18 protein-coding genes are annotated in these 23,458 nt (G+C 74.4%); 5 read left to right on the forward strand and 13 right to left on the reverse strand.

The window, feature by feature from the left end; genetic code table 11:
* Positions 1-52: 52 nt before the first annotated feature.
* Both QSK26_RS02790 and QSK26_RS02795 read left to right on the forward strand, forming a co-directional pair.
* Positions 53-1,480: an AlkA N-terminal domain-containing protein gene (locus tag QSK26_RS02790; protein ID WP_285773323.1), complete on the forward strand. Its 1,428-nt coding sequence runs from the start codon at positions 53-55 to the stop codon at positions 1,478-1,480.
* Positions 1,477-1,989: a methylated-DNA--[protein]-cysteine S-methyltransferase gene (locus tag QSK26_RS02795; protein WP_285773324.1), complete on the forward strand. Its 513-nt coding sequence runs from the start codon at positions 1,477-1,479 to the stop codon at positions 1,987-1,989. The genes QSK26_RS02790 and QSK26_RS02795 overlap by 4 nt, the downstream gene beginning before the upstream one ends.
* Here QSK26_RS02795 and QSK26_RS02800 read toward each other — a convergent pair.
* From QSK26_RS02800 to QSK26_RS02855, 12 genes are all read right to left on the reverse strand, one after another.
* Positions 1,970-2,944 (reverse strand): hypothetical protein, encoded by a 975-nt coding sequence (locus QSK26_RS02800; protein WP_285773325.1) that lies wholly within the window; start codon positions 2,942-2,944, stop codon positions 1,970-1,972. The two genes, QSK26_RS02795 and QSK26_RS02800, sit on opposite strands and share 20 nt — an antisense overlap.
* Complete coding sequence (locus QSK26_RS02805) at positions 2,941-3,585, reverse strand: hypothetical protein (RefSeq protein ID WP_285773326.1); 645 nt, start codon at positions 3,583-3,585, stop codon at positions 2,941-2,943. The genes QSK26_RS02800 and QSK26_RS02805 overlap by 4 nt, the downstream gene beginning before the upstream one ends.
* 86 nt (positions 3,586-3,671) lie before the next feature.
* The gene (locus QSK26_RS02810) at positions 3,672-6,608 is read right to left on the reverse strand and encodes an AfsR/SARP family transcriptional regulator (RefSeq protein ID WP_285773327.1); all 2,937 of its coding nucleotides are present in this window, start codon (positions 6,606-6,608) and stop codon (positions 3,672-3,674) included.
* Positions 6,609-6,702: 94 nt separating this feature from the next.
* Entirely contained in the window at positions 6,703-7,194 is a 492-nt protein-coding gene (locus QSK26_RS02815) for a pilus assembly protein TadG-related protein (protein ID WP_285773328.1), read from the reverse strand.
* Entirely contained in the window at positions 7,178-7,624 is a 447-nt protein-coding gene (locus QSK26_RS02820) for a TadE/TadG family type IV pilus assembly protein (RefSeq protein WP_285773329.1), read from the reverse strand. The genes QSK26_RS02815 and QSK26_RS02820 overlap by 17 nt, the downstream gene beginning before the upstream one ends.
* The gene (locus QSK26_RS02825) at positions 7,615-8,040 is read right to left on the reverse strand and encodes a TadE family protein (protein ID WP_285773330.1); all 426 of its coding nucleotides are present in this window, start codon (positions 8,038-8,040) and stop codon (positions 7,615-7,617) included. Before QSK26_RS02825 ends, QSK26_RS02820 begins: the two co-directional genes overlap by 10 nt.
* The gene (locus QSK26_RS02830) at positions 8,037-8,303 is read right to left on the reverse strand and encodes a hypothetical protein (protein ID WP_285773331.1); all 267 of its coding nucleotides are present in this window, start codon (positions 8,301-8,303) and stop codon (positions 8,037-8,039) included. Before QSK26_RS02830 ends, QSK26_RS02825 begins: the two co-directional genes overlap by 4 nt.
* The gene (locus QSK26_RS02835) at positions 8,304-9,230 is read right to left on the reverse strand and encodes a type II secretion system protein (protein WP_285773332.1); all 927 of its coding nucleotides are present in this window, start codon (positions 9,228-9,230) and stop codon (positions 8,304-8,306) included.
* Positions 9,231-9,308: 78 nt separating this feature from the next.
* Positions 9,309-10,316, reverse strand: a complete 1,008-nt coding sequence (locus tag QSK26_RS02840) for a type II secretion system F family protein (RefSeq protein WP_285773333.1) — start codon at positions 10,314-10,316, stop codon at positions 9,309-9,311.
* Complete coding sequence (locus tag QSK26_RS02845; RefSeq protein WP_285773535.1) at positions 10,313-11,608, reverse strand: TadA family conjugal transfer-associated ATPase; 1,296 nt, start codon at positions 11,606-11,608, stop codon at positions 10,313-10,315. The genes QSK26_RS02840 and QSK26_RS02845 overlap by 4 nt, the downstream gene beginning before the upstream one ends.
* Positions 11,609-11,610: 2 nt before the next feature.
* A complete protein-coding gene (locus QSK26_RS02850; protein WP_285773334.1) occupies positions 11,611-12,384 on the reverse strand; it encodes a MinD/ParA family ATP-binding protein in 774 nt (257 codons plus the stop codon).
* 1 nt (position 12,385) lies between these two features.
* Complete coding sequence (locus tag QSK26_RS02855) at positions 12,386-13,090, reverse strand: hypothetical protein (RefSeq protein WP_285773335.1); 705 nt, start codon at positions 13,088-13,090, stop codon at positions 12,386-12,388.
* Between the two features lie 1,176 nt (positions 13,091-14,266).
* Between QSK26_RS02855 and QSK26_RS02860 the strand changes: the two genes are divergently transcribed.
* A complete protein-coding gene (locus QSK26_RS02860; RefSeq protein WP_285773336.1) occupies positions 14,267-19,156 on the forward strand; it encodes an FtsK/SpoIIIE domain-containing protein in 4,890 nt (1,629 codons plus the stop codon).
* A gap of 153 nt (positions 19,157-19,309) precedes the next feature.
* Here the strand turns inward: QSK26_RS02860 and QSK26_RS02865 are convergent, their stop codons facing one another.
* Positions 19,310-19,582, reverse strand: a complete 273-nt coding sequence (locus tag QSK26_RS02865; RefSeq protein ID WP_285773337.1) for a WXG100 family type VII secretion target — start codon at positions 19,580-19,582, stop codon at positions 19,310-19,312.
* 360 nt (positions 19,583-19,942) lie between these two features.
* Between QSK26_RS02865 and QSK26_RS02870 the strand changes: the two genes are divergently transcribed.
* Both QSK26_RS02870 and QSK26_RS02875 read left to right on the forward strand, forming a co-directional pair.
* Positions 19,943-21,691, forward strand: a complete 1,749-nt coding sequence (locus QSK26_RS02870; RefSeq protein ID WP_285773338.1) for an acetyl/propionyl/methylcrotonyl-CoA carboxylase subunit alpha — start codon at positions 19,943-19,945, stop codon at positions 21,689-21,691.
* A 330-nt stretch (positions 21,692-22,021) separates the two neighbouring features.
* Positions 22,022-23,389, forward strand: a complete 1,368-nt coding sequence (locus QSK26_RS02875) for a hypothetical protein (protein ID WP_285773536.1) — start codon at positions 22,022-22,024, stop codon at positions 23,387-23,389.
* The last annotated feature ends 69 nt before the right edge of the window (positions 23,390-23,458 follow it).

Genomic DNA, 23,458 nt, shown 5'->3' on the forward strand with positions numbered 1-23,458 from the left:
AGGTCCGATTCCCGCCGGTCGGCCACCCTGAGATGCGCATAGTGTCGGAGGCGTGACCACGACCACCGAGCTCGACTTCTCCGCGTGCTACCGCGCCCTGGCGGCCAGGGACGCCCGGTTCGACGGGCGGTTCTACACCGCGGTCACCTCGACGAGGATCTACTGCCGTCCGATCTGCCCGGCGCGCACGCCCGAGGCGCGCAACGTCCGGTTCTACCGGCACGCCGCCACCGCCGAGGCCGCGGGGTTCCGCCCGTGCAAGCGGTGCCGTCCGGAGATCAGCCCGGGGGACCCCGGCTGGGACGTCCGCGGCGACCTGGTCTCCCGTGCGCTGCGGCTGATCGACGAAGGGGTGGCGGACGACGCCGGGGTGGCCGGGCTGGCGAACCGGCTGCACATCACCCAGCGCCACCTGCACCGGCTGTTCACCGCGCACCTGGGCGCGAGCCCGCTCGCCGTGGCCAGGACCAAACGCCTGCTCCTCGCCAAGCAATTGCTGACCGAGACGTCCCTGCCGGTCACCGACGTCGCGTTCGCGGCCGGTTTCGGCAGCGTCCGGCAGTTCAACGCGACGATGAAGGAGACGTACGGCTTCGCCCCCGGCGAGCTGCGCGCCACCGCGGGGCCGCGCCGGCGCGGCACGGGCGTGGCCGAGGACACCGGCTCCGTGCCCGGCGGCCCCGTGCTCACGCTGCGGCTGAACTACCGGCCGCCGTTCGACGGCGGACCCCTGCTGCGCTTCCTGGCCACCCGGGCGATCCCCGGCCTGGAGAGCGCGGACGCCACCCGGTACGCCAGGACGGTGCCCGGCGGCACGATCACGCTGACCCCGGTGGACGGGCACGTCAGGCTGGAGGTCGCGGTGGCCGACACCCGACATCTGGCCAGGATCGTGGCCCGTTGCCGCCGCCTGCTCGACCTCGACGCCGATCCGGCCGCGATCAGCGAGACCCTCGGTGAGTCGGCGCTGCGCCCCCTGCTCCTGGCCCGGCCCGGCCTGCGGGTCCCCGGCGCGTGGGACGGCTTCGAGCTGGCCGTGCGGGCCGTCGTGGGCCGCGGCCTCGCCCCGGCGACCGCCCGCGGCATCCTGGGCCGGCTGGCCGGCGCCGGGCGGCCGGGCCCCCACCCGTTCCCCACGCCGGAGAGCCTGGCCGGGGCCGACCTGGACGGCGCCGGCATCCCGCCCGGCCGGGCGGCGTCCCTGAAGGCCATCGCCCGGGCGATCATCGACGGCGACATCGACCTGGACGGCGCGCAGGACCCCGCCACCACGACCCGGGAACTGCTCAGGATGCCCGGCATCGGGCCGTGGACCGCCGGCTACATCGCCATGCGGGCGCTGCGCGACCCGGACGCCTGGCCGGACGGCGACATCGCCCTCCGCCGGATCATGAGCTGCCTGGCCATCTCCGAACACCACATCCCGCGGTGGCGGCCCTGGCGGGCCTACGCCGCGCTGCACCTCTGGAGCACGCAGTGATCGAAGCACAGGTCATCCCCACGCCCGCCGGCGCGCTGTCCCTGCTGGCCCGCGGCGAGGTGGTCGTCGCGGCCGGTTTCACCGCCGACCCCACCGAGCTGTTCGCCCGGCTGTCGCCCGCGGTCCGGGCCGGGGGGCTGGCCCCGTCCGGCGACCTGGGACCGGTCGCGCATGCCGTACGGGACTACCTCGGCGGCGACCTCGCCGCGCTGGACGCGGTGCCGGTGGAGCGGCAGGGCTCGCCCACCCGGCAGCGGCTGCACGCCGCGTTGCGGGACGTCCCGGCCGGGACCACCGTCACCTACGCCGAGCTGGCCGAGCGCGCCGGGCTGTCCCGGGGCTCGGCGAGGGTCGCCGCGTCGGCCTGCTCGCAGAACCTCATCGTGCCCTTCGTCCCCTGCCACCGGGTGCTGCCGGCGTCCGGCGGGGCCGGCGGCTACTACTACGGCACCCCGGTCAAGGAATGGCTGCTGGCCCACGAGGCGCGGGTCACGAGCCCGACCGCCTGACCGTGCTCTGCACCTCGCCCACCGGCACGTCCACGGTGGCGCCGACCTCGATCGGGTCGTAGGCGAACGGCGCGATCCCGCCCTCGCCCTCGCCCGTGATCTCCCAGATCGAGGTCACCGTCAGCTCGTAGACCTCGCGCGGCTCGTTCAGCGACGCGCGCAGGTAGCGGACGCCGCAGGTGAGCTCCCCGCCCGGCGTGTACGGCGTCCCGGTCTGGCCGCAACCCTCGTCGACCACCTTCGCCCATTCCTCCGTGCCGGGGTCGATCTCCAGGCTGTCCATCGTGGCGGTCACCGTCGCGCTCATGACGCCGGGCAGGGTCGCGGTCACCGACCGGGAGGTGTCGCCCGCGCCTTCCAGCCAGACCCAGGTGTCCAGGTTGACGTAGCTCTTCGCGGCGGGGTTGAGCCGGATCTGCGGCTCGGGCACGGTGAGCGCGGCGCGGGCGAGGTCGGCGAGCTCCTGCATGGTGATCCCGGCCGCCGGAGTCTCGCCCTCGGGCACCCACACGTAGGGCGGGAGGTCGGCGTAACAGGACGCGGCGTCCGGGTCGGCGTCGTTGGCGGCCGAGCTCCACCAGCGACCGTCCTCGCCGACCCGCTCCTCGTACTGGCTCAGGTGCTCCTCGAAGTCGGCCTGGACGTCGGGGTTGGCCCGGTTGAACATGTGCCAGGTCTTGCTGCCGCCCTGCTGCCTGCTGAGCATCTCCTCGGCGCTGGGACCGGGCTCGTACCAGCACGGCTGCGGGACGCGGTAGCCGTCGCCGCGCCCGCCGTCGACGCCGTCGCCGGTGATGACGATCTCCGAGTTGCGCAGCGTGACACCGGCCCTGCGCCCTTCCTGCCACCCCTCGCCGTACGGGGTGCCCGGCGGGGCGGGCGCCGCCTCGGCGGGCAGGGCGGGAAACGCGATCATGGCGGCCAGGGCGAGGGCCAGGGCGGGCAGACGCTTCATCGTTGGCATCCCTTCGCGCGTTCGTGCGGCGGCACGGCGTGGCGGTAGGACCTGATCCGCCACGTCCCGTCGTCCTGCCGGTGCATCAAGGCGGACTGCAGGTAGGTGGACTCGGGCGGCCTGGCCCAGGCGGGCTGTGTGGTGACGGCCTTCCCGGTGCGCGCGTCGGTGAGCCGCAGCCCCGTCTGGTCGACGCACACGTCCACCTGGGCGCCGTCGCCGGTCACCGAGGGCACCCGGAGGTGGTAGAGCCGGACCGTGCCGCTCAGCGAACGCCGCTGGTCCAGGAAGTCCTTGACCCACCGGTAGGACTCCTGGGCCACCTCGGCGTCCATCCGTGCGGCGTACCCCTCCTCCTCCCCGCGGGTGAGGACCGCCCGGTAGAGCCGGGTCTGCGTGTCGCGGTAGGTCTCGAACATCTTCCTGTGCTCGGCGGGGACCGCCGCCGGCCACTCCACCACGAGCTTCAGCCCCTCGCCCACCTCGACCGTCTCGGCGGACGGGACCGGCGAACCGGTGGCGGCCCGCGCACCGGACGTGGCCGGCAGGTCTCCGGGATCGAAGGAGTTTCCGGCGCCGGGCGCGGCGCATCCGGCCGCGAGGACGGCGCCGGCCAGCGGCGTGATCAGCAGCCCGCGCACACCGTTCACGCTAGGCCGCCCACCTGAACGGCGACCACCGCTATGCGCGGATCGGCATGGCTCTTCGTCCATCACTTTTCTCCCGTTCACGCCGACGGCACCGAGGAAATGCGCCAGGAGGGATGCAACTCGTCGATGAGGGCCTCGGTCTCCGGGGCCATGCCTCCGCCGTACGGGTGGGAGGACGCCCTGCGGTGCAGCGCGTCGACCACGGCCCGCAGCCGCGCCGGGTCGCCGCTCGCGTGGGTGGCTCGCAGCAGGTCCCGCCACAGGCCCTCGTCGTCGGCGGCCAGCAGCAGGCCGGCCCGGGCCGCGGCGACCGCCTCGGCCGTCTCCCCCTGGGCCATGCGTATCTCGTGCAGCCGGTGCGCCGCGTCCGCGACCGCGGCCGTCACGTCGTACTCCAGGTCGTCGTCGGCGAGCCAGGTGTAGCGGCCACGCGGGCGGCCGTTGAGCAGCGGCCCGCGGACCAGCCCGAGGGCCCGTTCCAGCAGCACGGCGCCGGCCGCCGGGTCGCCGTGCGACCTCCTGACCAGCTCGCGGAAGAGCGCCCAGTCGGTGCGCACCTCCGGGCCGAGCCGGATCCTGCCGGAGGAGTCGCCGGACAGGTGCGGGCGGCCGGCGCTGTCCAGGCCGAGCCATTCGGCCACCCTGGCGATCGTCGCGTCGCGCACCTCCGGCTGCACGCCGCGCGGCCACAGCACGCCGCCGAGCACGACGGGGTGCACGCCGCCCGGGTGGGTGGAGAGGTAGACGATCAGCTCGGTGGCCAGGGCCAGCCTGCCCTCCTCCAGCGGATGCGGGCAGGAGATCTCGATCGGGCCGAGGATGCGCACCTCGATCGCGGGCGGCCGGGCCGTGGGCGGCATCTCGGCGGCGGCGGGGACGGGCTCGCCCTCGTGCCGCGCGGCCGTGCGGAACAGCTCCACCAGCGCCCGGTACTGCCTGCGCGGCAGAAGCTGCGCGCGGACCTCGAAGCCGAGCGCGTCGATCGAGCCGCGGCCCTCCTCGGAGACCTGCCAGGTCCAGGTGGCGTGCGGCACGTCGCCCGCGACGATGTACCCGGCCGCCATCCGGGTGCCGGTCCTGGCCAGCACCGCCAGCCGTCCGGCCTCCTCCGGGGTCGGGCCGATCGCGGAGAGCAGGAAGTGCGGCGACCACGCGGGGTCGTCCGGCCGCCCGTTGATCCGGCCGGTCAGCACGTCGCCCGCGCCCTCGTGCTCGCGCGCGCGGTCCTCCAGCGCGGGCAGCACCTCGGCGAGGCTGCCCGCGCAGGCGATCCGCTCCGGCGCGATCGCCACGAGTTCCTCGCCGAACCCGACGAGGGTGATCCGCATCCGGTCCGACCAGCGGTTGGTGGCCAACTCGACGGCGAGGGCCGCCAGGGCGGCCGTGGTGTGCGCGCCCCGGATGTTGATCAGCCCGTGCGCGGCCTCCAGGTCCACCAGCACCCTGCCGGTGGCGTCGACGCCGAGCGACACCAGCCCCGGGTACGGCGCCGCCGCGTCGGCCACGGCGTGGTCGTCCAGCATCCGCCCCTCGTGCGCGGCCAGCCGCCACACCTGCCCGCCGTCGTGCGCCGTCCACGGCGCGGGGGCGTCCGGCTCCGCCGGGTGGATCCACAGGTCCAGGCCGGCCGCGGACAGGTGCGCCGCGTAGATCGTCGGAGGTGTGCGGCCGCGCAGCGCCAGCGCCCTGCCGAGCACCCGCAGCCCGACGTCGAGCATCCGCGTCCCCGGCCCGTCCGCGCCGAGCCGCAGCTCCATCTCCGCCGCCGCCGCGTCCCCGGTCGGCCGGGCGACCCGCCGGCCGAAGGCGCGGTGCCACAACTGCTCCCTGCGCTTCCTGCCCAGGGCGAGCAGCAGCCCGGCCGCGGCCAGCGACATCACCATGAGGTAGTCGCCCGCCGCGAACCCGTCCCCCTCACCCGCCGCACCGCCGTCCCCGGCCTCCGTACCGCCGTCCCCGGCCCCTGTACCGCCGTCCCCGGTCGCGGCGCCGCCGTCGGCGGTCGCGGCGTCCGGTCGTGGCTGGTCCCGGTCCGCCGCCGTCCCCGGCCGCGCCGGCTCCTCCGGCGGGGAGAGCGGGGACCGCAGGTCGCGGGCGGGGTCCGCGGTCCCCCCGGGCGACAGGTCGGGGACGCGATCGGGGACACGATCGGGGACACGGTCGGGCACGGTGCGTTCGGCGGGGTCCTTCAGGGTGTGGGCCGGGCCCACGGGGACGGTCTGGGTACGGCCGTCCAGCTCGGCCGGTTTGCGCGGGTGGTCGGCCAGGATCTCCGCGCGGGGCCGGTCGGCCGGGACGACGTGCACGTTGACCGCGTCCTTCGGCATGTCGAGCACCCAGCCGGGACGGATCAGGTCGGCCATGTGCAGCCGGGTGCCGTCGGGCTGTTCCTTGTGCTGGTTGAGCCGGTAGATCTCGGGATAACGGCGTCCGTCGCCCAGGCACTTCTCGGCGATCTCCCACAGGCTCTCGTGGTGCCTGCCGTGCGGCGGCTGTACCACGTAGACCTTCTTGACCTCGCCCACCTCGTGCAACGCGGCCCGCGCGGCCTCGGCGGGGGCGAGCACGCCGGTGGCCGTCACGGCGGGCCCGGCCGGCGGCGGGCCGCCCATCTTCGCCAGGGGGACGACCGCGGCCGAGGCGGTGAACAGCAGCAGCGCCGCGGAGACCAGCTTGTTGGCCAGGAGCTGGGTACCTCCGGACAGCGGGACCCTGGCCGGCATCCCCACCCGGCGCAACCCGGCGTACACCTCGACGATCACGCACAGCGTGAGCTGCAACCAGGCGAGCCAGACGAAGAGCACGAGGATCGCGATCACCGTGCCGGTCCCCACGGTGCTGGTCAGCAGGTCCAGGTCGAGCAGTTCGGGCGCGACCGGCGGCCCGGCCAGCCGGAGCAGCGCGTACGGCACGCCGCCCACCAGTGCCAGCAGCATGACCAGCGCCCCGATGCCGGCCAGCACGTCGCCGAGGGTGCGCCGGGACGTGATGCGCTGCGGCTGTCGCGTGGGCATGCCGTGTTCCTTCCTCCTCGAAGCCTTCCCGCCGGTCACCCCGCGGGCCGGCGCTCCTCCCACCGGCCACCCCCGCGGGCCGGCGCTCATGCGGTCAGGGCGCGCCCGCGGGCTCGCCGGTGTCCGGCCCCGCGGTGGCGGACGCCTCCATCTCGGTGCCCGCGTAGCCGAGCGCGGCCAGGAAGAACGCCTCCCATGTCACGCTCACCGTGACCGTCACCTCGGTCTGTCCCGCGCCGCCCGAGCAGTCCGCCATCTGGACACCGTCGTCGTCGTGCGCGGCGACGATCTCCTCGGCGCGGTCGCACACCTCGCCGTCGCCGAGCAGCCGCGCCTGGCCGGTCTCCCGCAGGTACTCGACGTCGATCCGGTCGCCGCCCGCCCGCGCCGCCTGCTCGGCGATGTCGGCGGCGCGCAGCCGGGCGTTGATGGCGGCGCCGCCGTCCACGAGCAGGCCCGCGAGCAGGAAGACCGCGACGGAGAAGAGCACGGTGAACACCGACATCGACCCGCGCTCGCGGCCCGCGCGGCGCCGGCGCCCATTGCCGGTCCGGGCCTCGCGCGGCCGGTCACGACCCGCCCGCATCTTCCACCCTCCTGTACACCTCCAGCGGGACCACCGAGGTGCCCGACATGTCGACGGCCGCGCCGAAGCCGAGGAAGCCCAGGTCCAGCGTGCAGGTGACCTCGGCCTCGACCTGGCCGCCCTGTTCCCACTCGGAACCGGCCAGGCTGACCCGCGGGCCGTCGCACTGCCCTTCGAGCACGGTCGTCCCGACCTCGGTGGCGGCGTCCTCGGCGTCGCTCTCGCTGCGCTGGACGGACGCGGCGCGGGCGGCGTCCCTGGCCGCGCCGTTGACCTCGCCCTGCGCCTCCACCACCCGGCCGGCGGCGGCGAGGAACATGAGGAACAGCAGGAAGACCGGGGCGAGCAGCACCGCCTCCGCCGACATCGACCCCCTGTCCCGCCTGCCCGCCCGCCGTGCCGTACGCGGGGACGGTCCGGTCAGCCGCACTCGTCGCCTCCGCCCTCGACATCCGGCCGGAAGCACTCCACCGGCCCGCCGAACCTGGACGTGATCGTGAAGGTCAGCTCGGGCAGCAGCGGGACCACCTGCACCACCTGACCGGTCACCTCGACTCCTCGCTGGTCGGCGTCTTCCCACGCCGTGATGTCCGCGTCGCGCAGCAGTCGCGGACCGACCGCCTCCACGATCTGCCGGGCGCGGTCCTCCGCCTCGCCCTCCCAGCCGGAGGACTCGGCGCCGGCCGAGCGGGCGATCCTGGCGCCCTCGCGGGCCGCCGCGTCGGCCACCTGCCTGCCGTGGAACCACAGGGCCACCTGCACGATGAGCAGGATCACCGCCAGCACCACGGGCATGATCATGGCGAGCTCGATCACGGTCGCGCCGCGCTCCCGGCGGTCGCTCACGGCTCGGTGTCACCACCCCCGCCGCCGCCGTCGCCTGCGCCACCACCGCCGCCGCCACCGCCGAAGTTGCTCTCGATCTCGGCCTGCTGGTTCGTCACCAGCGTCCGGATCAGGGTGGCGAGCCCGAGCGCGACGCCCGCGATGATCGCGGTGATGATCGCCCACTCGACCGCCGACGCGCCCCTGGTGGGGGCGTTGCGCGCGCGTTCGATCCGTACCGAGAGCAGCGCCGTCACATAGGTGATCCACGGATGTCCGAACATTCAGAACCCCAACATCTTCATCGCGGCCGGATAGGTGATGAAAACCACGAAGCCCGCGCACAGCAGGAGCTGGGCCACGAGCATGGACTGTGAGCGCTCCCCCGCCCGGCCTTCGATCTCGGCGAGTTCCCGCCTGCGCAGCGTCGCGGCGCGGGCGGACAGCGACGCGCGGACCTTCGCGCCGTCGTCGGCGACCAGCCCGAGCGCGGCGGACAGGTCGCGCAGCTCGTCCACGTTGATCTCGTCGCCGAGCTGGCCGAGGGCCTGCCAGGGGGTGATGCCGACGATCCGGGCGTTCGACAGCGCCTCGCGGATCCGCGCCATCGGCCAGTTGGCCTCGTCGGGACCGCCGCTGACCGACACCGACAGCAGCAGCGCCTCGGGCACGCCGCGCCCGCCCGCGAGGTTCATCGAGACCAGGTCGAGGAAGGCTCCGACGACGTGCCGGAAGTCCCGCCGCCTGGCCGCCGCGTCCCGCCGGATCTGCACGTCGGGCAGCAGGAAGAAGACGAACGACACCAGCAGCGCGGCCCACAGCGGGATCGCGAACGAGGTGCCCCACCCCATCAGGGCCAGCCAGCCGAGCAGCAGCGGGAACGCGAGCAGCCCCGACGCGCCGAGCAGCACCTTGGTGGCGAGGAAGCCCTCGAAGGACCGGCCGAGCAGCGTGAGGTCGGCCTTGACGGACCTGGCCTCCCAGCCGCGGGCCGCGTAGATCCGGGCCAGCCGCTCGCCGAGCCCGCGGCGGAACGCGCTGACCTCCTCGTCCGGCAGCACGAGCTGGATCTTGGGCGCGTCGCCGCCCTGGCGTGCCGCGTCGAGCGCCAGCAGCCGGGCGACCAGTCCCGGCCTGGCCGGGAAGAGCGCCCGCACCAGCAGGAACAGCCCCAGCCCGAACACGCCGCCGGCCAGCAGTCCCTCGGTCATGCCCGCCTCCAGCCCGGCGCCGTCATGCGTTCCGGGTCCCGTGCGGGCCGCCGGCCGGTGCGCGGGCGGCCGGTCGTCTCACTCATGGGCGCCTCCGCGTTCCTTCCAGGCGGCGGCGCCCGCCACCCGGGCCGCGTACGCGCCCGCGGGGGAGGCGCCGTTGCCGGCGGTGTGGCCCGCGCCGTTGGCCGCCGGGTCGGCGGCGGGGCGGGCGCCGGGGCCGTCGGCGGGCGAGAGCAGCCGGGCCGGCTTGTCGAACCGCGCCAGCCGGCGCATCCACGCGAACCCGGCGCCGAACAGCGCGCCCACCACGACCAGGACGGCCTGGCCCAGCGGGTCGTCGTACTCGGCGACGTAGGACGGGTTGAACACGATGAGCACGCCGGCGAAGGCGAGGGCGGTGCCGACCACGATCTGGGCGCTGCGCCGGGTCGCGCGGCGCTCGGCCTCGACCCGGCGGCGCATGTCGAGCTCCTCGCGGGCCGAGACGGCGAGCGCGCCCAGCACGTCGCGCAGGCCGGGGCCGCGCAGCCGGGAGTTCAGGATCAGCGCGGCGATCACCAGGTCGGCCGACGGGTCGTCCAGCTCGTCGGCGAAGAGGCGCAGCGCGTCGGGCAGCGCCATCCGGGTGTGCAGCCGGTCGACCAGCGACCGCAGGTGCGGCTTCAGCTGGGGGGCCGCGGCCCGGATGGAGGAGGGGATCGCCTGTTCCAGGCCGGCCGCGCCGGCGATGGTGTCACGCAGGGACTCGGTCCACGCCGCGAGCCCCTCCAGCCGCCGCATCGCGGAACGTTCCTCGGCGGCGCCGCCGGACAGCCCGCGCCAGGCCAGGACGAGGGCGACCGCGCCGGCCGCCATCACCGGCCACCGGGTGAGCAGCAGGACGCCCACCCCGACGATGGAGGCGATCGCCGAACGGGTGGACAGCACTCTGAGCAGCCGCCGGCGGTCGGCCCGCCGGTCCGGGGAGGGCGGCCGGGGACGCGTGCCGTACAGCGCGAGGGCGAGCAGGAACAGGCCGCCGCCGGCGACCGCGCCGGCCAGCAGCACCAGCGGGTCCAGTAGTCCGGGCGGGATCCCGGTCACGACCAGCCTCCGAGGGTGTAGCCGTGCGCGGCCAGCTCGTCGATGCAGGAGATCGGCGCGTGCGGTACGGCGATGCCGCTCGCCGACGGCTGGAACACCTCCGAGGAGAGCACCCGGCCGTCGCAGCCGGTCACCTCGCGCACGCTGGACACGTAACGCCGCAGCGTGCCGCCCTGGGCGTAGTCGTTGCGCTTCTCGATGAAGACCACGAAGTCGATCGCGCCCGCGATGAGCATGTGGGTCGCCTCGATCGGCAGCCGCTCGGCGGCCTGGAGGGCGTAGGTGGCGATGCGGTTGAACACCTCCATGCTGGAGTTCGCGTGGATGGTGGACAGCGAGCCGTCGTTGCCCTGGGTCATCGCGTTGAGCATGGTGACGATCTCGTCGCCGAGGACCTCGCCGACGATGACCCGGCTGGGGTTCATCCGCAGGCTGCGGCGGACCAGCTCGGCCATGGTGATCTCGCCCTGGCCCTCGGAGTTGGGCAGCCGCTGCTCGAAGGCGACGACGTTGGGGTGCAGCTCGGGGAACTGGTCGAGGCCCAGCTCCAGGGCGCGCTCCACGGTGATCAGGCGCTCGGTGGGCGTGATCTCGTTGGCCAGGGCGCGGAGCAGGGTCGTCTTCCCCGCGTTGGTGGACCCGGCGATCATGATGTTCTTCCTGGCCGCGACGGCGGCGGACAGCAGGCGGCCCAGCTCCGGGGTCAGGGTGCCGTTGCCGACGAGGTCGCTGAGGAAGACCTTGCCCAGTCTGGCCCGGCGGATCGAGACGGCCGGCCGTACCGTGACGTCCATGACCGCCGAGAGCCGGGAGCCGTCGGGCAGGCGCAGGTCGAGCTGGGGGTTGGCGGTGTCGAAGGGCCTGCTGGACAGGCCGCTGTAGGCGGCGAGGATCTGGATGAGCTCGACGAGCTCCTCGTCCGAGTCGGCCACCGGCTCGTGCATGAGCTCCTGGCCGTCGGCGTACCCGACGAAGACGCGGTCGCAGCCGTTGATGTCGATGTTCTCGACCTCGGCGTCGTCGAGCAGCGGCTGGAGCCGGCCCACGCCGAAGAGCGCCGCGTGGATGCCGGCGGCGAGTGCCTCCTCCTCCTCCGCGGACGGCGGCGTGCGCCCGACGCCGATCTCCCCCCTGGCGAACTCCTCCAGCACCTGGGCGATCAGCGCCCTGGCGAACTGCCGCTCGTCCTCGCTCGTCATCGGCGGCAGGCCGCTCGCCTGGTCCAGCCTGCGCTGGTGGGCCAGGCGGTCGCCGACCTCCTGGCGGAAGCGCTTGACCAGCGAGTGGTCCATGGTCACGATCTCACCCCCCGCTCGTGGGCCGGCTGCGCGCTGCCGACCTGGGCGGCCAGGCGCCCGGCCAGCTCGCGGCAGGTGCGGATGAGGAGCGAACGGTCCAGCCGCCCGCCCCACTGGCCGCGCAGCAGCTCGGCGCCCTTCGGGTCGTGCGCGACGCCGCCGACGAAGGCGACCTGCGTGCCGGTGGCGGCGACGATGCGCCGGACGTCGTCGATGGAGGCGCGGTACTGCCGGGGGTCGGCGATCACCACCACGCCCAGCTTCGGGCCGCCGCCGAAGGACACCAGCCGCTCCCGCAGGTGCGCCACGTGGTCGAGGCTCGCCCGGGTGAACAGCACGACCAGCTCGGCCTCGGCGATCAGGTCGTTGAGCTGCGGGTGACCGCCGAGACGACCGCAGTCGGCGAGCACGTCGGCGTCCGGCAGCGCGGCCAGCGCCCGGCCGAGCGGCCCCCACAGCCAGGTCAGGCCGGCCGCCTGCTCTCCGTGGGTGAGCCCGGCCAGCACGTCCAGACCGCCGATGATCTTCTGGGTGTGCTCGTGGATCTGGTCCGGCCGCAGCCCCTTGCGCGCGACGGCGCCCAGGGTGAGCAGGCCCTTGCTGGGGTTGAGCACCCCGCCGTCCTGGGCGGGCAGCCGGTAGGCGAGGTCGCCGCCGGCGGGGTCGCACTCGGCCAGCAGCACCGGGCGCGGCCAGACCGCCCCCAGCGCCGTCGCGGCGGTGGTGACGCCCGGCGCCCCCTTGTCGGCGGCCAGCACGATGAGCGCCACCTCAGTGCGCTCCGGGCAGCTCGGCCAGCGCGATCTGACCGTTGGAGGCGTAGGCGGCGACCTGCGGGGAGACCGTGCTGTCCACGATGACGGTGACCAGGCCGCTGGAGCCGCTGCGCTCCGGCGCGCCCACGCTGTCCACCAGCGCGCTCTGCGCCAGCACCTCGACGTCTCCCTCGCGGCTCTCGCTGCGCCCGGACACGTGGATCACCTGGACCCGGTCGCCCCTGCGCAGCCGGGTGGGCATCTGACCGGCCTTGAGCGCCAGGCCGACCCGCGCCTTGCCCGGCCCGAGCTCCTCGCTCGCCGTGACCGCCATGGACTCGGTGAGCAGCGTGCCCGGGAGCAGGGTGACCCGGGCGAAGGTCTGGGCCACCTCGCCGCGCTCGGCCCACAGCACGTGCTCGATCCCGGTGTCGGCGATCTGCACCTCCTCCAGCACGCCCTCGCTGAGCGGCTGCCCGGCGGCGACCTGCTGGCTGATCCGGATCACCGAGATCCGGTCGCCGCTGCGCAGCACCAGCAGCGTGGTGGTGAGCGCGCCGCCGAGGATGAGGAGCACGGCGAGCGCGGCCAGCGCGGGCCTGCGCTCGCGCGGCGGGACGGGCAGCTTGCGCGAGGCGGGCCCGGACAGCGCGCCGGTGGCACCCGCGGCGCCGGTCACAGGAGTGCGGCTGTCGCGGGCGGACTTCTCACTGATCCTCATGGGTCGGGGGCTCCCGGTGATCGGAGGATCCGCCCACGCGGGAAGCGAGGGCTGTGATCACACTATTGGACGAACGTGAATGGGGGAATTCACGCTGATTATGTGTCAGTGGCGTCGGGTCTGGAGACAAATGCGAGGATCCATACTCGTTTCCTTGAGCCGACCACGTCAACGCCTGTCGAGCAAGACCGATTCGTTAGAACACCTGGTTCGCAATGAAAAATCGTGATATGCGACAGTAATTAACACGAGTAACAAGCGCACCATAATTCCCACTTCTTTGACCCTGTAGGTCCCCAGCCACGATACGCACTCACCGTCACGCCGGTTCCACGTTTCGTCACCCTCGACCGCGAACCGCCGCACGCGGGGCCTCCCGTGCTGCGTATCCGCGCGAGTCGGTGGACCGCGGCCCGGAGTTGGGTGACCATGCGAAGGCGAGAGAGCGCGGCTCGAAGGCTGCCGGTCGCCATGTCGAGCCGGGGTCGGAAAACCCGAGGAGACGGCATGCGGATCATGCTCACCGTGCTGGACGGCCACGGCGCCCGTGACGTCGTGGTCGAGGCCGGCAAGTCCACCACCGTGGGCGAACTCGCCGCAGCCCTCCGCACCACCTCCAGAACCCCCACCCCCCACCAGAGCAACACCAACCGAAACATCGCCGACCGAAACGGCACCGACCGAAACGAAGCGGACAGATACGGAGCGGACCGGTCTGGCGCGGACCGATACGGAGCGGACCGGTATGGCGCGGACCGATACGGAGCGAGCCAGAACGAAGCGGACAAGTACGGCGCGGACCGGTATGGCGCGGCATCGGGCCACGCGTCTCACGACCGCCCTCCCTACGACCGTGCGGCCCCGGACGGCGTGGCACGGCATGAGGCCGCCCGGTCCGCGGACGCGGGGCGGATCCACCCCGGCGGCGACGGCCGGGGTGGCCCCCGCCCGCCCGCAGGTGACACCTGGTCCCCCGGCTTCGGGCAGCCGTCCACCGACCGCGCCGGAGGGGCCGGCGCCGGACGCGGGGGTGTGGGTGGCCCGGGGCTCGGCGGGTCGGGGGGCGTGGGGCGTGGGGGTGTGGGTGGCCCGGGGCTCGGCGGGTCGGGGGGCGTGGGGCGTGGGGGTGTGGGTGGCCCGGGGCTCGGCGGGTCGGGGGGCGTGGGGCGTGGGGGTGTGGGTGGAGAGGGGGCCGGAGGGGAGCGGCTGGCCAAGGTGGTGCGGTTGCCGCGGGCGCGGGCGCCGTACGGCATGGACCGGCATCTGCGGAAGGCTCCCCCGCCGCCCCCGGCGCCCCGGGAGAAGCTGTGGTCCAAGGGCAGGCTGCTCGATCCGGACGGCGCGATGGCCGGGCTGCTGCGAGACGGCGACCTGGTCACGCTGGAGGCCGGGCTCGCCGGCGCGACGGTGGTGGCGGAGCCGGGCGGGATCGTCGAGGTGCGGGTGGTCGGCGGGCCCGCGGCGGGAAGCGTCCACCGTCTCGGGCCGGGCGCGCATGTGATCGGCTCCTCGCGGGCGTGCGCGGTGGCCGTGCCGGACGGGCGGCTGCCGCCGGAGGCGCTCGTCGTGCGGGTGACGCCGGACGGGGTGAGCGTGGAGCCGGTCCCCGCCGTGTACGGGCCGCCCGCGCCGAACGGCGCCGAGCGCCGCCGCCGCTGGTTCCGCAGGCGCGGCAAGAACAGGCCGAGAACCGGAGGGACGAACGCCCGGCGCGGCGGTGTGCAGGACGAGGCGGGAACGAACGCCCGGCGCGGTGGTGCGGAGAGCAGGGCGGGGGCGAAGGCGCGGCGCGGCGATGGGAAGGACGGGGGGAAGGCGCGGCGCGGAGGTGTGAAGGGCGGGGCGGGGATGGGGGCGCGGCGCGGTGGCGTGGAGGACGGCGGCGAGTACGGCGGAGTGCGGGGGTGGTATCCGGGGAAGCCGGGAGGGCCGGGAGCGGGGCTCGGCACAGGACTGGAAGCGGGGCTCGGCACGGGGCTAGGAGCGGGGCTCGGGGCAGGGCTGGAGGCGGGGCTTGGGGTGGGGGGTTCGCCGCCGTTGCTGGACGGGTGTCCGTTGGAGGGGCCCGTGGAGGGTGAGGAGGCCACGCCTTGGCCGCGGGGGGCGCTGGTGGCGTGCGGGCTTTCGGCGTTCACGCTGGTGGACATCGAGGCGCCGGACGCGCACCTGGACCCTCGCCCGGACGGGGGGTACGCCTACAACCGGCCGCCCCGGCTGCGCCGCCCCGACCCGGTGCGGCGGCTGGAGGTGCCGGCCGAACCGCGCAGGGGCGAGGGCGTACGGCTGCAACTGCTCGCGGCGTTCCTGCCGGCGGTGCTCGGGCTGGGCTTCGCCTTCGTGTTCCAGATGTGGTACTTCCTGCTGTTCGCCCTGATGACGCCGCTGATCATGATCGGCCAGTGGTGGAGCGACAAGCGGCACGGGCGCAAGCAGTACCGGCAGGCGGTCAAGGAGTACAAGGAGCGGCTGGCCGCCTTCGACGAGGCGCTGGAGGCCGCCAGGGCGGCGGACGAGGTGGTCCGCAGGGCGGGCGCGCCGGATCCCGCCGAGCTGCTGCTGACCGCGACCGGGCCGCGGCGGCGGCTGTGGGAGCGGCGGATCCACGACGCCGACGCCCTGCGGCTACGGGTCGGGCTGGCCGACCTGCCCGCGGACCTGGAACTGGTGCCGGAGCGAGGGGCGCCGCACGATTCGCCGGTGCCCGACCCGCCGCTGTGCCACGCCGTACCCGTGGCGCTGGCCATGCGCCGGCTCGGCGTGGCCGGCGTCACCGGCTCCCGCGACGCCGCCACCGGGCTGGTCCGCTGGCTGGTCGGCCAGGCCGCGGCGCTGCACAGCCCGCGCGACCTGGCGATCGTGGTGCTGTCCGCGCACGCCGACGGCGGCGCCCGGTGGAGCTGGACGCGCTGGCTGCCGCACTGCGCCCCGCACGGCGTCGAGGACTGCGTGGCGCTGATCGGCGCCGACCCGGAGGCCGCCGCCCGGCGCGTCGCCGAGCTGACCGCGCTGATCGACGAACGCCTCGGCGAGGAGAACGGCGCCGCCTCCCTCGGCAAGATGCCCGCAGGCTGGGACGACCTCGGCTGGGGCGCCCCCAGGAACGGCCGGGGCGCCACCGAGGAACCCGCCTTCTCCTCCTACGACGAACGCCCCTACGACGTCCTCGTCGTGCTCGACGGCGCCCAGGTGCTCCGCGCCCTGCCCGGCATGCCGCAGGTGCTCAGGCAGGGGCCGCGCGCCGGGGTCTACACGCTCGCGCTCGACGAGAACCAGCGGCTGCTCCCCGAGGAGTGCGCCACCGTGGCGGCCTGCGGCCCGGACGGCCTGGTACGGCTCGGCGGCGGCGGCCTGGACGCGCTCGGCGACATCAGGGGCGACCAGGTGCCGGTGCCCTGGTGCGAACGGCTGGCCCGGTCGCTGGCCCCGATCCGCGACGTCAGCCGCGAGGACGCCGGCTCCGCCCTGCCCGGCGCGGCCCGCCTCCTCGACCTCCTGGACCTGCCGAACCCGACCGGCCCCGCCGTGGCCAGGCGCTGGCGGGGCGCGACCACCCGCGCGGTGATCGGCGCCGGCCCCGACGGCCCGTTCGCGGTGGACCTGAGCCTGGACGGCCCGCACGCCCTGATCGCGGGCACCACCGGCGCGGGCAAGTCGGAGCTGCTGCAGACGCTGATCTGCTCGCTCGCCGCGGCCAACCGGCCGGACGAGATGACGTTCGTGCTGATCGACTACAAGGGCGGCGCGGCGTTCAAGGAGTGCGTACGGCTGCCGCACACGGTCGGCATGGTGACCGACCTGGACGGCCATCTCACGGGGCGGGCGCTGTCCTCGCTGGCCGCCGAGATCCGGCGCAGGGAACGCCTGCTGCTGGCGGCGGGCGCCAAGGACATCGAGGACTACCAGGAACTCGCCGCCGGGCCCGGCCGCAGGCGTGCGCCGCTGCCCAGGCTCGTGCTGATCATCGACGAGTTCGCCGCGCTGGTGACCGAGTTGCCGGACTTCGTCACCGGGCTGGTGGACATCGCGCGGCGTGGCCGTTCGCTCGGCATCCACCTCATCCTCGCCACGCAGCGGCCGGGCGGTGTGGTGACGGCCGACATCCAGGCGAACACGTCGTTGCGGATCGCCCTGCGGGTGACCGAGGCGGTCGAGTCCTCCGACATCATCGACCGGCCGGACGCGGCCCACATCTCCAAGTCCACGCCCGGACGCTGCTACGTGAAGTCCGGGGCGGGCGGGGCGACCGCCGTGCAGACCGCCAGGATCGGCGGCAGGCGCAGCGGCGGCGGCGACGCCGACGGGCAGGTGTCCGCCGTGACGCTGGACTGGCGGGCGCTCGGCCATCCGCCGGCCGTCCCGGCGACCGCCGCCACGGCGGACAGCCAGGCGGAGAGCGACCTGTCGGCCCTCACCCAGGCCCTGATCGACGCCGCCCGCCTCCTCCAGGTCCCCGCCCAGCCCACCCCCTGGCTCGACCCGCTCCCCGAGCACATCACCCTGGACGGCGTCCGCGCCGAGACGGCCGCCTCGGAATTCGGGACGGGGCGCCGGGTGGCGGGGGACGTGGCGCCGCTGGGGTTCGGGCTGACCGACCTGCCGTGGGTGCAGGGGCGGCGGGAACTGGCGCTGGACCTGGCGCACGGCGGGCACCTGCTGATCGCGGGCGCGCCGCGGAGCGGGCGTTCGACGGCGCTGCGCACCCTGGCCGGCGTGATCGCCCGGCAGGCGGGCCCCGGCGACGTGCACGTGCACGCGATCGACTGCGGCTCCGGCGCGCTGCTGCCGCTGGTGGCGCTGCCGCACTGCGGCGCCGTGGTGACCCGGGACCAGCTCGACCGGGTGGAACGCCTGATCGGCCGGCTGCGCGCCGAGGTGGGACGCCGTCAGGAACTCCTCGCCTCCGCCGGCTACGCCTCCCTCACCGAACTGCGCGCCGCCGGGCACGACATCGCCGGGCAGGGGGTGCCGCCGTGGCTGGTACTGATGCTGGACCGGTGGGAGGGATTCCTCGCGGCGTTCGAGAACTACGACTACGGCAGGCTGATCGACGCCATGCTCCAGTTGCTGCGGGAGGGGCCGGCGGTCGGGTTGCGGGCGGTGGTCACGGCCGACCGGTCGGGGCTGCTGGGGCAGGTCTCCACCGTGTTCGACGACCGCCTGGTGCTCCGGCTCGCCGACCCGTCCGACTACGGCCTGGTGGGGCTGCCGCTGAAGGACCTGCCGTCCTCGATGCCGCCGGGGCGGGGGCTGACCGTCGGCGAGCAGGGCGTCGTGGAGAGCCAGATCGCCCTGCTGGCCGAAGATCCGGCCGGTCCCGCCCAGGTCGCCGCCCTCCAGGCGCTGGCCAGGACGTCGGCGGCCGGCGGCGTGGCGGAGCTGATCCGGGTGGACGCGCTGCCGATGCGGATCACCGTGGAACAGGCGATGGAGCTGTCCCCGTCGTTCGTCCCGCCGTCCCCGCTGTGGGCGCTGCTGGGCGTCGGCGGCGACGCGCTGGAGCCGCTCGGCGTGGACCTGCTGGCCCAGGGACCGGGGGCGGTCATCGCCGGGCCGGCGCGCTCGGGCCGTTCGTCGGCGCTGCTCGCCGCCGCCCGCTCACTCCTCGCCCAGGGCACGCCGCTCGTCGTGGTGGCCCCGCGGCGCAGCCCGCTCCGCGCGCTGGCGGAGGAGCGCGGCGTGCTCGCCGTGCTCGGCGGCCAGGCGGCCGACCTGCCCGCGCTGGTCGCCGGGCAGGACCGCTACGTGGTGCTGGTGGACGACGCGGAACTGGTCTCGGCCGACTCGGCGCTCGGAATGGCGCTGGAGGAGGTGCTGCGCTCGGGCAGGGACGCCGAGCACGGCCTGATCATCGCGGGCACCACCGGCGACCTGACCGCGGCCTACCGCGGCTTCGTGGCGGAGGCGCGCAAGTCGCGCACCGGCCTGCTGCTGTCGGTGCAGAGCCCCGCCGACGGCGACCTGTTCAACGTACGGCTGCCGCGCGGCGCGGTCGGCGGGCCGTCGGGGCGCGGCCTGCTGGTCACCCTGGGCACGGCCGTCCCGGTCCAGGCCGCGCTGCCGTCCTGAGGCCCGTCCGCCACCCCCGGCCGCCACCCCCGGCCGCTACCCCCTGCCGCCGTACGCGCGCCCCCGTACGCAGGCCGCCGTGTGCGGGCCGTCTGGAGACGCGAAAGGCGCACCCTCTTCCGTGAGGGTGCGCCTTGGGGCTGAGAGGCCAGGTCAGCGGGTGGCCGACTCGATGTTGCCGCGGTAGGTGTTGATGACACGGGCGGCTTCCTGAAGCTCCTCGGACATCCGCTGGAAGGCGGCGCGGTAGGTCTGCCAGGAGTCGCGGAAGCGCTCGGCGCCGGGGCCGGTCCACGCCGTGCCGACCTTCGCCGCCTCACGGTCGAGGGCCGCCATCGTCGTGCGGACCGCATCGGCCTGCTGGGTGAACTGGGTGGCCATCTGCTGCATTTCCGCGGGATTACCACCGAGCAAGCTCTGGCTCATGCAGGTCTCCTTCTGGATCGACTGTGGCTCGACTCGTCAAGGTGACAGTAGGGGGCAGCCAAGCGACCTCACGATACGTCAGATCGCCCCCCGACGGCCGGTTATGCCGACTGGCTATGAGAAATGGAATCACGAAATGGTCCGGTTTTCCTCCTGGCCTACATTAATCGCAAAAAGGGACATGACCGAATATGTACGCTAATGGTGTCCCCAACCGCTGGCGGGCAGCCGTACCGGCGGGCGACGGGCGGCCGGACACTAAGATGCGAACGCGCTTCCGGGGGGCACCCGCCACCGTGCGATCAGCAGGCGCTTACACTCCGTGGGAGGCCCGCCGCCCTTGTGAGGAAGGAACGTTCGGTGCAGAAGGTCCTGATCGCCAACCGCGGCGAGATCGCCGTCCGGGTGGCCCGCGCCTGCCGCGACGCCGGGCTGACCAGCGTGGCCGTCTACTCGGACCACGATCTGGACGCGCTCCACGTGAGAGTCGCCGACGAGGCGTTCGCGCTGCCCGGGCAGACCCCGGCCGACACCTACCTCGCCATCGACAAGCTGCTCGACGTCGCCGCCCGCAGCGGCGCGGACGCGGTGCACCCCGGTTACGGGTTCCTCGCCGAGAACGCCGGCTTCGCCCAGGCGGTCATCGACGCCGGGCTGACCTGGATCGGCCCGCCGCCCTCGGCGATCATGTCGCTCGGCGACAAGGTCTCGGCGCGGCACATCGCCCAGCGCGCCGGCGCGCCGCTGGTGGCGGGCACCGCCGACCCGGTCGCCGGTGTGGCGGAGGTCGTCGCGTTCGCCGACGAGCACGGCCTGCCGATCGCGATCAAGGCGGCGTTCGGCGGCGGCGGGCGCGGCCTGAAGGTCGCCAGGACGCGCGAGGAGATCCCCGAGCTGTACGAGAGCGCGGTCCGCGAGGCGGTCACCGCCTTCGGCCGCGGCGAGTGCTTCGTCGAGCGCTACCTCGACCGCCCGCGGCACGTGGAGACCCAGTGCCTGGCCGACGCGCACGGCAACGTCGTCGTGGTCAGCACCCGGGACTGCTCTCTCCAGCGCCGCCACCAGAAGCTGGTCGAGGAGGCCCCCGCGCCCTTCCTCTCCGCCGCCCAGATGGAGCTGCTGCACACCAGTTCCAAGGCGATCCTGCGGGAGGCGGGCTACGTCGGCGCCGGCACCTGCGAGTTCCTCGTCGGACAGGACGGCACGATCTCCTTCCTGGAGGTCAACACCCGGCTCCAGGTCGAGCACCCCGTCACCGAGGAGGTGTCCGGGATCGACCTGGTCAGGGAGATGTTCCGGATCGCCTCCGGCGAGGAGATCGGCTACGACGACCCGCCGCTGCGCGGCCACTCCATCGAGTTCCGGATCAACGCCGAGGACCCGGGGCGCGGTTTCCTGCCCGCCCCCGGCACCCTGACCACCCTGCACGCCCCCACCGGCCCCGGAGTCCGGCTCGACGCGGGTTACGAGGCGGGCATGACCGTCCCGCAGGCGTACGACTCGCTGATCGCCAAGCTGATCGTGACCGGGCGCACCAGGCGGGAGGCGCTGGAGCGGGCCAGGCGGGCGCTCGGCGAGTTCGAGATCGACGGGATGCCCACCGTCATCCCCTTCCACCGTGCCGTGGTGGACGATCCCGCGTTCACCGGCGAGCCGTTCAGCGTGCACACCCGGTGGATCGAGACCGAGTTCGACAACACGATCCCGCCCTATGAGGGCGCGGCGGAGGCCGCCGAGCCGGGCGAGCGCGAGCGCATCACGGTCGAGGTCGGCGGCCGGCGCCTGGAGGTGGTGCTCCCCGCCGGGTTCGGCGCGGGCACCGGCCGCGGCGGCGGCGGCGCGCAGGCGCCGAGACGCGGCGGCCGGGCCGCGCAGAAGGCCGTGGCCACCGGGGACTCGCTGGTCAGCCCGATGCAGGGCACCATCGTCAAGGTGGTCGCCGCCGACGGCGACACGGTCGCGGCCGGCGACACCGTCGTCGTCCTGGAGGCGATGAAGATGGAACAGCCGCTCACCGCCCACAAGGCCGGCACCGTCACCGGCCTCAACGCCTCCGTCGGCCAGACGGTCACCGCCGGCGCCGCCATCTGCGAGATCAAGGACGCCTGACCCGCCGGCGCCCGCCCGAGGGAGCCCCGCGCCGGCGGGCGCTCGCCGCAGTGAGGAGAGGCGGCTCGCTCCGCGCGGTTTCCGGTACGACGCCCCCGTGGACAGATGCCCATTTGGGAGGAAACGGACCCGAATCCGGATATCCCACCGGGAGGGCGGATCCCGCTGCGGCGGGGCATCCCGCCTGTCCGGAGGCCGACTGATCCTTCCCCGCCGGGGAAGGGAGCGGCGTAAGGGCGGAAGAGGGCGGAGAGAGGTACGGTCTGGGGAGGGAACTCCGTCGATCGGCCGTTCGTCCTCATGGGCGAAGGAGGCTTTGCTGCCGTGAACATGACCCATCCGGTTCGCCGTGCGGGCGCAGCGTTCGTCACGCTGCTCGCAGGGATTCTCACGCTCTTCGCTCTGGCGCCGGCGGCGAGTGCCGCGGCACCGCCCGACGCCAACTCGGTCGTCTCAGCCTGGCACGACACTCAGGACCCGCTCTTCGTGCAGTCCGGGGCGGCCCTGTCCTCGGGTCAGCGGCCCGAGGTCTCCGAGGCGCTGAAGTCCGCCGACTCCAAGATCTACATGGCCGCGCTGCCCGAGGGCACGTTCCCCAACGTGCAGACGGCCGGCCCCTACATCCAGCAGCTCGAAGCCGCGCTCGCCTCCGCGGGGCGCCCGCAGGCGACCGTCGTCGTGCTCGACGGCACCACGGTGTTCGCCGGCTCCACCGCGATCCGGCAGGACGTCGCGGGCCGGATCTCCGGCCTGGCCGCCTCGAACAACCCGGGCGACGTCGTCGCGGTCACCCAGGACCTCGTGAAGCGGGTGGACTCCGCGGCCGACGGCAACGTGCGCCAGGCTCTGCGGTCCGGCAGCCAGGCGGGCTCGGGTTCGGGCACCGGCGTGCTCATCGCCATCCTGGTCCTCGCCGTGGTCGGCGGCACCGGCCTGTTCTTCTACTCGCGCAAGAAGAAGCAGCAGCGCGAGGCCCGCGAGGCCGCCGAGCTGGCCGCGGTCAAGCAGACCGTGGAGGAGGACGTCACGAAGTTCGGTGAGGAGATCACCGCGCTCGACACCGACGTCAAGCTGCTCGGCGCGGGCGGCGGGCACCTCGACGAGTGGCAGCAGGCCCTCGACTCCTACGAGAAGGCCAAGGCCGAGCTCGCGGCCGTCAAGCGGCCCGACGACGTGCGCGCCGTCACCACCACCCTGGTGGACGGCCGTTACGCGCTCGCCGTGGTGAAGGCCAGGGTCAACCAGCAGCCCGTGCCGGAGCGGCGGGCGCCCTGCTTCTTCAACCCGCAGCACGGCCCCTCCGTCCGCGACGTGCGCTGGGCCCCGCCCGGCGGCGCGCTGCGCGACGTGCCCGCCTGCGCGGCCGACGCCGAGGCGATCGAGCACGGCTTCGACCCGCAGATGCGCGAGGTCATGGTCAACGGCCAGCGCCGGCCCTACTACGACGCCGGCCCGGCCTACCAGCCCTACGCCTACGGTTACTACGGCGGCTTCGGTGACGTGATGAGCCTGATGCTGGTCGGGACGCTGCTCGGCAGCATGATGGGCGGCTACGGCATGGGCGGCTACGGCATGGGTTACGAGCAGGGCATGGCCGACGCGGGCTTCGGCGGCGACGGAGGCGACTTCGGCGGCGGCGACGCGGGCGGCGGCTGGGGAGACTTCGGCGGCGGCGACTTCGGCGGCGGCGACTGGTAACCGGCCCCGATCCGGACATCCGGTTCCCATATCGAGCCCCGGCGGCACCCGTCGCCGGGGCTCCTCCGT

The sequence above is a fragment of the Microtetraspora sp. NBRC 13810 genome, from assembly GCF_030268685.1.
Taxonomy (GTDB): domain Bacteria; phylum Actinomycetota; class Actinomycetes; order Streptosporangiales; family Streptosporangiaceae; genus BSRQ01.